This window comes from Miltoncostaea marina, from assembly GCF_018141525.1.
GTDB lineage: Bacteria > Actinomycetota > Thermoleophilia > Miltoncostaeales > Miltoncostaeaceae > Miltoncostaea > Miltoncostaea marina.
In genome coordinates, this window is record NZ_CP064655.1 from 1,082,754 (window position 1) to 1,094,296 (window position 11,543).

An 11,543-nucleotide genomic window follows, 5' to 3' on the forward strand; every position below is an offset into this window, starting at 1 on the left:
CTCAGCTCGGCTCAGCAGCCGGGGTGGACCTCTCCGCGGCGCCGCTCGCCCACGGCGTGCAGCCGTCCGCCGTGCTCCACCTGCAGCGTGGTGTGGTGGATGCCGAACCGCTCGTCCAGCAGCCCGGCGAGCTCGCGCCGGCGGGCGTGGCAGTCCTCGCCGGGGCCCACGAGGACGTGCGCTGACAGGGCGGGGAACCCGGAGGTGATCGTCCACACGTGCAGGTCGTGCACCTCGCGCACGCCGGGCACCGCCGCCATGGCCCGGCCGATCGCGTCCGGGTCGACCCCGGCCGGCGCGGCCTCGAGCAGCACGCCGGTCGACTCCACGAGGATGCGTCCGGCGCCCACGAGGATCAGCGCGGCGATGAGGAGCCCGGCCACCGGGTCGGCGAGCGTCCAGCCGGCCGCCAGCACGAGCGACGCGGCCACCACGACGCCGACCGAGCCGAGCAGGTCGCCGATCACGTGCGCGAGCGCGGCGCGCACGTTGAGGCTCTCGCCGCCGGAGCGCCACAGCACCGCGGCGCCCACGACGTTGACGGCGAGTCCGACGAGGCCGATCGCCAGCGTGGGCAGGGCGTCGATGTCCGGCGGGTCGCCGAGGCGGCCGGCCGCCTCGGCGGCGATCCAGACGGCCACGACGACCAGCGCCACGCCGTTGGCCTGGGCGGCGAGGATCTCGGCGCGCCGCCATCCGAAGCTCATCCGCGAGCTCGCCGGCCGGCGCGCCAGCCAGACGGCGCCCAGGGCGAGCGCGAGCGACGCCCCGTCGGAGAGCATGTGGCCGGCGTCCGCCAGCAGGGCCACGCTGCCGGCGACGAGGCCGCCGGCCAGCTCCAGGACGGCCACGCCGCACGTGAGCGCCAGCACGGTGGCGAGCGCCCGCGCGTCGCGCGAGCGGTCGGCGTGGCCGTGGCCATGCGCGTGCCCGTGTCCGTGGTGGTGCCCCACAGGCGTGGAGGGCGCCACGACGGGCCCCGGCGGGGCCCCCTGTTGACGCGATCCGTCAGCGCGGCGCCCCGAGCCGCGCCGTCGTGTGTCACGATCCTGCGCCGATGGCCGACGACGCGCCCACCACCCGCCGCGAGGACCTCCAGCCCCGGGTCGAGGTGCTCCTCGAGGCCCTGCCGTACATCCGGCAGTTCGCCGGGGCCACCATCGTCATCAAGTACGGCGGCGCCGCGATGACGAGCCCCGAGCTCAAGGCCTCGTTCGCCCGCGACGTGGCGCTCCTCAAGCTCGTCGGCATGAACCCCGTCGTGGTGCACGGCGGCGGCCCCGACATCTCGCGCTACTCCGACCGCCTGGGGCTCGAGGTGCGCTTCGAGCGCGGCCTGCGCGTGACCGACGCGCCCACGATGGAGCTCGTCAAGATGGTGCTGGTCGGCAAGGTCAACAAGGAGATCGTGGCCCAGCTGCACGTGGCCGGCGCCCCGGCGGTCGGCCTGGCGGGCGACGACGGCGGCCTGATCCTCGCCGACAAGGCCCCGGGCGGCGAGGCCGACCTCGGCTTCGTCGGGCGGGTGAAGGCGATCGACCCCCGCGTGCTCGAGCGGCTGTCCGACTTCGTCCCGGTGGTCGCCTCCGTGGGCGTCGACGAGTCGGGCCAGAGCTACAACATCAACGCCGACACCGTGGCCGGGCGGCTGGCCGCCGCCCTCGGTGCCCGCAAGGCGATCTTCCTGACCGACGTGGAGGGCGTGTACCGCGACTTCGTCGACCCGGCGAGCCTCATCAGCGAGTGCCGCCTCGGCGACCTGCGCGCCCTGGTGGACGCCGGCGCGGTCGGCACCGGCATGATCCCGAAGCTCGCCGCCGTGATCGACGCGCTCGAGCACGGCGTCGGGGCGGCGCACATCATCGACGGGCGGGTGCCGCACTCCGTGCTCGTGGAGATCTTCACCGAGACCGGCATCGGCACGAAGGTGACCGCGTGATCGACGAGGTGCTGGTCCAGCGGGAGGCGGCGGCCCTCATGCCGACGTACCGCCGCCAGCAGGTCGGGTTCGTGCGCGGCGAGGGCGCCTCGCTGTGGGACGCCGAGGGCCGCCGCTACGTCGACTGCATGGCCGGCATCTCGATGAACAACGTGGGCCACTGCCACCCGGCCGTGGTGGCGGCCGTGCGCGAGCAGGCGGGCCGGCTGATCAACACGTCCAACCTCTACTACACCGAGCCCATGATCGCGCTCGCGGAGTGGATCCGCGACAACTCGCTCGGCGGGCGGGTGTTCTTCTGCAACTCCGGCGCGGAGGCCTCCGAGGCGGCGCTCAAGCTGGCGCGCAAGCGCGGGGGCCCCGCCCGGCCCGAGGTGGTCGCGCTCGCCGACGGCTTCCACGGGCGCACCTACGGCGCCCTCTCGCTGACCGGCCAGCCGTCCAAGCAGGAGCCCTTCGCGCCGCTCGTGCCCGGGGTGCGCCACGTCGACCGCGACGACCCGGCCGGCCTCGCCGCCGCCGTGGGCGACCGCACCTGCGCCATCGTGCTCGAGATCGTGCAGGGCGAGGTGGGCGTCTTCCCGGTCGCCGACGAGGTCGTCCGGCTCGCGCGCGAGCTCGCCGACCGCCACGGCGCGCTGCTGATCGTCGACGAGATCCAGACCGGCCTCTCGCGCACCGGGCCGCTCTTCGCGTATCAGGAGGCCGGGATCGTCCCCGACGTGATGTGCCTCGCGAAGAGCCTCGGCGGCGGGCTGCCGATCGGCGCGATCGTGGCGCGGCCCGAGCACGACGCCGTGCTGCAGCCTGGCGACCACGGCTCCACCTTCGCCGGCAGCCCGCTCGCCTGCGCCGCCGGCCTCGCCGCCTGCGGGGTCCTCGGCGACCCCGTCCTCCAGGCGTCCGTGCGCGACAAGGGCGCCCGCCTCCTCGACGGCCTGCGGGGGCTCGTCGCGGACGGGCTCGCCACCGAGGCGCGGGGGCGGGGCCTGATGTGCGCCATCGACCTCCCGCGCCCCCGGGCCGCCGCGGCGACCGAGGCGCTCCTCGGGGAGGGGTTCCTGGTCAACAACACCTCGCCGCGGACGATCCGGATGCTGCCGCCCCTCGTCATCGACCAAGGCGACCTCGACGACCTCGTCGCCGTCCTGCGGAGGGTGCTCGCGGGGGTGTAGTCCGGCGTCGCCCCCGGGCGGGCCGTCGCCCCCGGGCGGGCCGCCGCCCCCGGGCGGGCTGCCGCCGCCGGGCGGGCCGGGCCGGCGGTGACCCGGGGGCCCGGGCGGGTCGTCGAGCAGCCAGCGCCCCTCGCGGAACCAGCGGCGCATGGTGCGCACGCTGGGCGGCCGGGCGGGACCGGCCTCGAGCGAGGCCAGCAGCGACCCGATCACCGCCGCCGGGTGCTCGCCGGCGGCGAAGCGCCGCTCGGCCTCGGCGCGCAGGGCCGGCCAGGCGTACGAGCCGGGGCGCGGGCGCCCCCCGTCGCCGCGCGACAGCAGGCGCGCCCGGTGCAGGTCGAGCGCCCGGTGGCGGCGCCGGTCAAGGCAGCCGGCCGCCCCCCAGACCGACATCAGGCTGACCACCAGGTCGCGCCCCACCCGCCGGCGCTGGAAGGCCGCCGAGCGGTGGGCCGCGCAGAGCCAGACCGACACCCCGGCCGGCAGGTGCAGCTCGGCCCGCGGCCCCTCGCCCGGGCCGGCGCAGATCGCACAGGGCGGCCGGCTGCCGAGCGAGCGGTCCTTGTAGTAGCTGCGCGCCATCGCCGACCGAGCATCGCCCCGCCCGTCGTCACCGCGAAAGCCCCCGCCCGTGCCCGAAGGCGCACGGCCCCGCGCCGGCCCACGTCGCAATCGGACGCGCGCCCGAGGTCCGATCGGACCGCTTCCCCGCACGAGGGGCGGGCGGGGGCGTCGGCAGCGGCCCTGAGCTCGGGCGTCAGATCGGACGGCGCGCCGGGCCGTGTCGCGATCGGACCACCGCTCGAGGTCCAATCGGACATCGACGAGACGGCGGGCGCCACGTCGGCCTCGGCGGCGGCCCTGGTCCCGGACGTCGAGCGGACGGCGCGCCGGGCCATGTTCCGATCGGACCGCGGCCCGAGGTCCAATCGGCCCGCTCCCCCAGGGGCGGATCGCCGCCACGGGGAGGTGGTGGGAGCGGGGAGGACAGATGGGGCGCGTCACGTCGCCGTGAACGGCGCTCTGCGCGGCAGGCCTATGAGCCCCAGGTTCCTGCCCTTCAGGGCGGTCACTCCCCGCACCCGTGCCGACTCTCCCACCCGGGGCGCGCCCGTGTCGACCCCCCAGGCGAGGGATCATGTGCCGGGCGGCACGGAGGGCCAGGCGGGTGGCGGGGGCGGCTGGGACGCGGCCCCGCCGCCGGCAACCTCTCCTGGCCCTTCGGCAGCCCCTCGGCGCGGCGGCGCGAGCCCCGCCCTCGGCTGACCCCGCGCGGCCCCGCCGCCGGCCGCCCCTCGGCGACCGCTCGGTTGCCCTTCGGCAGCCCCTCGGCGCGGCGGCGCGAGCCCCGCCCTCGGCTGACCCCCGCCGACCCGACGACGACGCGAGCCCCGCCCTCGGCGGACCCCGCGCCGACCCGACGGCGGCGCGAGCCCCGCCGCCCCGCGGCCGGCTCGGCCACGACCCATCATGCCGAGGGTGCGCCGGCCCCTGGGCCGCAGCGCCCCCGCGGGAGGGGGCTACTCCTCGTGGAGCGCCTCGAGGGGGTTGAGGCGGGCGGCGCGGCGGGCGGGAAGGACGGCGGCGAGGACGCCGGCCACGATCGAGAGCACCAGGAACAGGACCAGCGTGCCAAGCGGGAGGGAGAACTCGATCCCCTGGTCCTCGAGGCCCCGGGTCAGCACCCAGGCGAAGACGACGCCGATGATGATGCCGAGGACCGCCCCGATGACGGCGGTGATCATGCTCTCGTAGCGCACGATCGCCCGCATCTGGCGGCGGGTGGTGCCGATGGCGCGCAGCATGCCGATCTCGCGGGTGCGCTCGTAGATCGAGAGGATCAGCGCGTTGACGATGCCGAACAGGGAGATGATTAGGCTGATCGCGAGCAGCGCGTAGAGCAGCGCGAGGATCTGGTCGATCTGGCCCTCGATCTGGTCGGTGAACTCGGCGTTCGACTGCACGTCGACGGAGGGGAAGTCGGTCTCGATGCGCCGCTCGACGGCGGCCTGGCCCGCCGCGGGGTCGACGCCGTCCTCGAACGAGACGACGCCGACGGAGGGGTCGGGCGGGACCTCGAGCCGGTTCGCGGCCTCGTCGGAGACGACGATGCCGGTGAAGAGCACCGGGTCGCGGTACTCGCCGAGCACGGTGAAGGCCTGGGTCCTGCCCCGGTTGGTGCGCACGGTGAACCGGTCGCCGGTGCGCAGGCCGGTGGAGCGCGCGAGGTTGGTCTCGATGAGCGCGCCGTCGGTGCCGAGGCGGTCGAACAGCGCGTCGGAGGCGTCGCCCTCCCAGTCGAAGTCGAGCACCCGCGGGCCGACCTCGGGGTCGAACGCGTTGAGGAACTGGGTGCCGCCGGGCTCGGTCCTGATCTCGGGGAAGCGGATGAACGCCGCGTCCCGCACGCCCGGCACCCCCCGGACCGCGTCCTCGACGGCGGCGGGGAAGGGCTCGAAGGTGCTCGACTGGAGGATCAGGTCGCCCTGGATGGTGCGGGTGATCGCGCCGGTGAACGAGTCCTTCAGGCCGGCGGCGAAGATGGCGACGAAGGAGACCAGGCCCACGCCGATCATCAGCGCCGCGGCGGTGGAGGCGGTGCGCGCCGGGTTGCGGGTGGCGTTGGCGCGGGCGAGGCGGCCGGTGGTGCCGGCGAGCGCCTCGATGGGCGCCCCGATCGCCCGGGCCATCGGCCGGACGGCGAAGCGGGCGAGGAACCCGGCGCCCAGGAAGACCAGCACGGCGCCGGCGGCGAGCGCCTGCAGCGCCTCGGTGGCGCCGAGGTCCGACAGCAGCCCGTAGGCGAACAGCAGGATGCCGCCCACCAGGAAGAGGCCGGCCAGGTAGGGCGCCGCCTTCGAGAAGCGCCCGGCGGGCAGGGTGGCGCCCTCCTGCACCGCGGCGATCGGCGGCACGCGGGTCGCGCGCAGGGCCGGCCCGACCGACGCCAGCACGGTCACGACCACGCCGACCAGCAGGCCGGTGACCACCGTGCCGGCCGCCACCCGGATGCCCGTGGCCGGCAGCCCGATGCCGATCGCCTCGAAGATGGCGAGGATGCCGGCGGCCACCCCGATGCCCGCCACGAGGCCCAGCAGCGACGCGACCACGCCCACGAGGAGCGCCTCGCCGATCACGGAGCGCATCACCTGGCCGCGCGTGGCGCCCAGGGTGCGCATCATCCCGAACTCCTTCACCCGCTGGGCGACGGTGATCGAGAAGGTGTTGAAGATGATGAACGCGCCGACGAAGAGCGCGACGCCCGCGAAGGTGAGCAGGGCCGGGCCGAGGAATCCGGAGATCTCGTCGCCGATCTCGTCGCTCTGGGCCTGGGCGTTCTCGGCGGCCGTCTCGACCTTCACGTCGGCCGGCATCGCCGCGCGGATGCGCGTCGCGAGCTCCGCCTCGGTCAGGCCCGGCTCGGCCGCGGCCAGGACCTGCGAGGTCTCGCCCTCGCGGTCGAACCAGCGCTGGGCGTCGCCGAAGGTGATGAGGACGACGGTGGCGCCGCCGATCGACTCCACGTCGCCGTAGCGGAAGACGCCGACGAGCTTCACCGGCTGGAGCCCGACCTTCGTGCCGAGCTCGACGTCATCCATGCCGACCTGGAGGTCCTCGCGGTCGGCCACGCTCTTGATGACCGCGACCTCGCCGGGGTTCTCGGGCAGCCGGCCCTCGAGCACGACGCTCGGGTTGATCGACTCGTCGACGTTCGACACCACGATCGCCGGCGCCCCGCCCTGCGACTCGATCTCGTCGCCGCCCACCACGAGCTGGCCGCTGGTGGAGATCTGGCCCTCGGCGTGCCGGACGCCGTCCACCCGGCGCACGTCGTCGATGACCGACGCGGGCAGCGGCGGGAGCTGGTCCTCGAAGGTGTCGAAGTCCGTGTCGCGCGAGACGATCGCGTCGACCTTCTCGTTGCCGGTCTCGAAGATCTCGTCGAAGGCGCGGTTGATCTGGTCGGTGAGGATGAAGGTCCCCGCGACCATCGCCACGCCGAGCACGATGGCGATCGAGGTCAGGACCGTCCGCAGCTTGCGGGTCGCGAGCCCGCGCAGGATGAGCCGGAACACGGGCCGGCCTACTCGAGCGACTTGACGACGTCGTAGATGGCGTCGGCCTCGAGGTGGCCGTGGTCCTGCACGATCAGGCCGTCGCGCAGGAACAGCACCCGGTCGGCGAACGCCGCGGCGCGGCCGTCGTGGGTGACCATCACGATCGTCTGCCCGTACTCGTCCACCGAGTGGCGCAGCAGGCGCAGCATCTCCTCGGAGGTGGCCGAGTCGAGGTTGCCGGTGGGCTCGTCGGCGAACAGCACCGCCGGGCGCGAGATGAGCCCGCGCGCCAGGGCGACCCGCTGCTGCTGGCCGCCGGACAGCTCCGACGGCCGGTGGCGGCGGCGGTCGTCGAGGCCGACCGAGGTCACGAGCTCCCGCTCCCAGGCGGGGTCCACCTTGCGCCCGGCGATGGTCATCGGCAGCTCGAGGTTCTCCTCGGCCGTCAGCATCGGGAGCAGGTTGAAGAACTGGAAGACGAAGCCGACCTTCTCGCGGCGCAGCATCGTGAGCTGCTTGTCCGAGAGCGAGGTGATCTCCGTGCCGTCGATGGTCACGCTGCCCGAGCTGGGGGAGTCGAGCCCGGCCAGGATGTGCATGAGCGTCGACTTGCCGGAGCCGGACGGGCCCATCACGGCGGCGAACTGGCCCTTCGGGAAGTCGACCGAGACGCCCCGCAGCGCGTCGACCGCGGCGTCGCCGGACCCGTAGCGCTTCGTCAGGTCCCGCGCGGACACGGCGAGGCCGTCGCGCGGATCGGCGGCTGGAGCGGTCGGCTCCGGCGTCGCTTCGGACATCGTGTGGCACCCCCCGGCGGTTCGCGGACGGCGCCAGGATACGCGCCCCTCCCGGACGGCCCGCAAGGTGCGGCGGGTTACGTCCTGGTTACGCCGCGCGCCGGGCGGTGCGCTCCGAGGCCGTCGCCGGGCGGGCCTCCGGGCGGCGGAAGCCGACGGTGACCTCGGTCCCCCGGCCCTGCGGCCGCACGGTCAGCTCGTCGGCGAGCCGGCTGATGATGAGGAGCCCCCGGCCGCGCTCGCTGGACGGCGGCGGCGGCTCGGCCGGCACGGTGGGGACGGCGCGGCCCGGCACGCCCTGGTCCACGACCCGCAGGTCGGCCCACCCCTCGGTGACCGACAGCTCCACCTCCACGGCGGCGCCGACGGGCGACCCGTGCTCGATCGCGTTGGTCAGCACCTCGTTGGAGGCCAGCAGGACGATGCAGGCCGCCTCGGGCGGCCACTCCTCCCGCGTGAGCAGGCAGGCGAGCGCCGAGCGCACGAACCCGAGCACCGCGAGGTCGGCGGGGAGCCTCAGGCTTGAGTGGACGCCGTGCGTCAAGGGATCCGGTGGTGCCGCCAGGGTCTGGGTGCGCATGAGGAGCCTATCGGCGGTATACGACGTCACTCCACGGTTCCGGCCCCCTCATGGGGAGAGTCTCGCCCCCCGCGATCCGGGGGGTGGGCGCCCGTCGTGCCCTAGACTGACCGGCGCCAATCGACCGGAGGCCTCCACGTGCCAGAGCACCGCCCGTCACCGCCCGTCGCGGGATACCTCGCCGAGCCCCACGAGGTGCACCGAGTCGTGCTGCTCTACTCGGGGGGCCTGGACACGTCGGTGATGCTGAAGTGGATCCAGGACGAGTACGACGCCGAGGTCGTGGCGCTGTGCGTGGACCTGGGCCAGCCGGCCGACGACTTCGACGCCGTGCGCCAGAAGGCCCTCGACCTGGGCGCGGTCGCGAGCCTCGTGGTGGACGCCAAGGAGGAGTTCGCACGCGACTACGTGGCGCCGGCCATCAAGGCCAACGCGCGCTACCAGGGCGGCTACCCGCTGTTCACCGCGCTGGGGCGCCCGCTGCTCGCCAAGCTGGCCTGCGAGGCCGCCCGCGAGCACGACGCCGACACGGTCGCGCACGGCTGCACGGGCAAGGGCAACGACCAGGTGCGCATCGAGGCGACGATCGCCACGCTCGCGCCCGACCTGAAGGTGATCGCGCCGGTGCGCGAGTGGTCGATGGGCCGCGACGAGGAGATCGCCTACGCCCAGGAGCACGGCATCCCGGTCACCTCGACGGTGGAGCGGCCGTACTCCATCGACGACAACCTCTGGGGGCGCTCGAGCGAGGGCGGCGTCATCGAGGACCTGGAGCAGCCGCCGCCCGGCGACGTCTTCCAGCTCGTCACGCCGCCCACGGAGGCCCCGGACCGTCCCGAGGACGTGGTCCTCGGCTTCCGCGACGGCCTGCCCGTCAGCCTCGACGGCGAGGAGCTGGGCCTGGTCGAGCTCATCCGCCGCGTGGCCGACGCGGCCGCCCGCAACGGCGTCGGCATCCTCGATCACATCGAGGACCGGGTCGTGGGCCTGAAGGTGCGCGACCTCTACGAGGTGCCGGCCGCCGAGGTGATCCTCACCGCCCACCGCGAGCTCGAGAAGCTCGTCTGCACCGGCCGCGAGAACGCGCTCAAGCCGCAGCTCGACGCGCTGTGGGCCCAGCTCGCCTACGAGGGCGTCTGGTACGAGCCGCTGCTCGCCGACCTCAACGCGTTCATGGACCGCGTCAACGCCCGGGTGGAGGGCGAGATCACGATGCGCCTCTACAAGGGCTCGGCCACGGCCGTGGCGCGGCGCTCGCCCAACGCGATCTACGACCGCAGCCTCGCCACCTTCAACGCCGACGCCTCGTTCGCCCAGGGCGCGGCGCCCGGCTTCATCGAGCTGTTCTCCCTGCAGAGCCGCACGGCGTACCGCATCGCGCAGGCGCGGGAGCGCGGATGAGGCGCGGCGGGCCGCCGATCCTCCCGCTCGACGCGGCGGGGGTGCCTCCGTACGCGCGCGTCGAGCGGGGCGCGCGCGGGCTGCGGTTCGCGCCGCTGCCCGCGCCGGAGGGCGCGGCGGCCGAGCCGGGCGCCCCGCTGCGCGCGATGGCGGGCGCCCCCGCGGCGCTGCGCCGGGCGGCCGTCGTGGCCGACGGCGCCCTGGTGCTCGGCGTGGGCGCCGGGGTCGCGTACACCCTGCGGGCGCCGGCGATGCAGGTGATCCACGACCGCCGCCCGCCCGGCCTCGACCGCGCCGCCGGCGCGGCGGGGGCCAACGCGGGCCTGCTGCACGGCGCCGACGGGTGGCGGATGGTGGTGCTGCCGAGCCTCGGCGACGTCGCCGCCGACCTCGGGCCGGGCCCGGTCGCGCTGCGCCCCGACGGCCGGCGCCTGGCCGTCGCGCTCGAGGGCCGGGTGGAGGAGCACGACCTGCCCGGGGACGGTCCCGCCGCGGTGCACGAGGGGCCCGCCGACGCGCTCGCCTACCTGCCCGACGGCACGCTGCTCGCGGCGGCCGGCGCCGCGGTCGGCGCGCCCGGCGCGGCGCCGGCAGCCGACGGGCCGCCGGTCGTCGAGCTGCACGCCGCCGCGGCCGCGCCGCGCGCCGCCGCCCTCCACGCCGACGGCACGGTGACGGTCTGGGAGGCGGGGGCCGCGGAGCCGCTCGGCCGCTGGGCCGCGCCGCCGGAGGCGCGCGGCTCGGTCGCGCTCTCGCCCGACGGCGCGCTCGTCGCGCTCGGCTCGCCCGAGGGCGACGCGCCGGTCGCCGTCGTCGTCGACGCCCGCGGCGGCGCGCCCGTGCGGGTCGTGGAGGGCGCCCGCGCGATCGCGTTCGGCCCCGAGCCGGGCACGCTCGTCGTGTCCGGCGACTGGGGCTGCGCCTGGCTGTCACCACCCGAGGAGGCCTGATGAGCACACGTCCGCTGGGACCCCCCGCCGTCATCCCCGACGACCCCGGGCCCTGGAGCGTGGTCTCATCGGTCTTCGGCTCGATCGGCGCGCCGGGCCGCCGGCGCCCCCAGCCGCCCATGGGCCTCATGCTCTCCCCGCCGCCGACCGCGGTCGCGGGGGAGCTGGCCGGCCTCGAGCGCGCCGCCGGCGTCGCCGGCGCGGCGCCCGTGCGGGTCGTCGCCGCCGCCCGCGAGCCGGCGTTCGCGCTGGCGTTCGACGAGGACGGCGCCACGCTGCGCGGCGTCTCCCCGCACGTGCGGCGCAGCTGGTCGCTGCCGGAGCTCCTCCAGGCCTCCGAGGAGCGCCCCGGCGACGACCCCGCCGCCGGGCTCGCGGCCCCGGCCGCCCCGGACGCCCTCGCCGGCGCGGAGCCGGTCGCCACGGCGCCGGGCGGCGCCTACCGGGCGGTGTACACCCGCGAGGGCCGCGCCGACGTCGTCGCCGTCGTCCGGGCCGCCGACGGGGCGCTCGTGCGCTGGATCCGCGGCGCCCGGGCCGCCGCCTGGTCCGCCGACGGGCGCCGCCTGGCGCTCGGCGGGCCGTGGGGCGTCATCCTGGCGGAGCTCGCCGAGGGCTGAGCCGCGGGGACGGGGCCGCCGGC

The 11,543-nt window shown here is 76.0% G+C and carries 9 protein-coding genes; 5 read left to right on the forward strand and 4 right to left on the reverse strand.

The window, feature by feature from the left end:
* Positions 1-11: 11 nt before the first annotated feature.
* Positions 12-971: a cation diffusion facilitator family transporter gene (locus ITJ85_RS05405; RefSeq protein WP_217915333.1), complete on the reverse strand. Its 960-nt coding sequence runs from the start codon at positions 969-971 to the stop codon at positions 12-14.
* An 86-nt stretch (positions 972-1,057) separates the two neighbouring features.
* Between ITJ85_RS05405 and argB the strand changes: the two genes are divergently transcribed.
* The gene (gene argB, locus ITJ85_RS05410; protein ID WP_217915334.1) at positions 1,058-1,939 is read left to right on the forward strand and encodes an acetylglutamate kinase; all 882 of its coding nucleotides are present in this window, start codon (positions 1,058-1,060) and stop codon (positions 1,937-1,939) included.
* Positions 1,936-3,114, forward strand: coding sequence for an aspartate aminotransferase family protein (locus tag ITJ85_RS05415; RefSeq protein ID WP_217915335.1), 1,179 nt, complete (start codon positions 1,936-1,938; stop codon positions 3,112-3,114). The genes argB and ITJ85_RS05415 overlap by 4 nt, the downstream gene beginning before the upstream one ends.
* Before the next feature lie 1,520 nt (positions 3,115-4,634).
* On the opposite strand, the gene ITJ85_RS05420 is transcribed toward ITJ85_RS05415, so the two are convergent.
* From ITJ85_RS05420 to ITJ85_RS05430, 3 genes are all read right to left on the reverse strand, one after another.
* The gene (locus tag ITJ85_RS05420; protein ID WP_217915336.1) at positions 4,635-7,190 is read right to left on the reverse strand and encodes an ABC transporter permease; all 2,556 of its coding nucleotides are present in this window, start codon (positions 7,188-7,190) and stop codon (positions 4,635-4,637) included.
* Between the two features lie 8 nt (positions 7,191-7,198).
* Positions 7,199-7,969, reverse strand: a complete 771-nt coding sequence (locus ITJ85_RS05425) for an ABC transporter ATP-binding protein (RefSeq protein ID WP_217915337.1) — start codon at positions 7,967-7,969, stop codon at positions 7,199-7,201.
* An 88-nt stretch (positions 7,970-8,057) separates the two neighbouring features.
* A complete protein-coding gene (locus ITJ85_RS05430) occupies positions 8,058-8,513 on the reverse strand; it encodes an ATP-binding protein (protein ID WP_217915338.1) in 456 nt (151 codons plus the stop codon).
* Between the two features lie 231 nt (positions 8,514-8,744).
* Between ITJ85_RS05430 and ITJ85_RS05435 the strand changes: the two genes are divergently transcribed.
* Genes ITJ85_RS05435 through ITJ85_RS05445 form a run of 3 tightly spaced genes read left to right on the forward strand, consistent with a single transcriptional unit; the run spans position 8,745 to position 11,520 of the window.
* Positions 8,745-9,950, forward strand: a complete 1,206-nt coding sequence (locus ITJ85_RS05435; protein ID WP_217915339.1) for an argininosuccinate synthase — start codon at positions 8,745-8,747, stop codon at positions 9,948-9,950.
* The gene (locus tag ITJ85_RS05440; RefSeq protein ID WP_217915340.1) at positions 9,947-10,900 is read left to right on the forward strand and encodes a WD40 repeat domain-containing protein; all 954 of its coding nucleotides are present in this window, start codon (positions 9,947-9,949) and stop codon (positions 10,898-10,900) included. Before ITJ85_RS05435 ends, ITJ85_RS05440 begins: the two co-directional genes overlap by 4 nt.
* A complete protein-coding gene (locus ITJ85_RS05445) occupies positions 10,900-11,520 on the forward strand; it encodes a hypothetical protein (RefSeq protein WP_217915341.1) in 621 nt (206 codons plus the stop codon). Before ITJ85_RS05440 ends, ITJ85_RS05445 begins: the two co-directional genes overlap by 1 nt.
* Positions 11,521-11,543 lie beyond the last annotated feature (23 nt).

What these genes read in the sequence shown, in the direction of transcription:
- argB (WP_217915334.1), top strand. Translation starts at nt 1,058, where the DNA reads ATGGCCGACGACGCGCCCACCACCCGCCGCGAGGACCTCCAGCCCCGG.
- ITJ85_RS05425 (WP_217915337.1), bottom strand. Translation starts at nt 7,969, where the DNA reads ATGTCCGAAGCGACGCCGGAGCCGACCGCTCCAGCCGCCGATCCGCGC.
- ITJ85_RS05440 (WP_217915340.1), top strand. Translation starts at nt 9,947, where the DNA reads ATGAGGCGCGGCGGGCCGCCGATCCTCCCGCTCGACGCGGCGGGGGTG.
- ITJ85_RS05445 (WP_217915341.1), top strand. Translation starts at nt 10,900, where the DNA reads ATGAGCACACGTCCGCTGGGACCCCCCGCCGTCATCCCCGACGACCCC.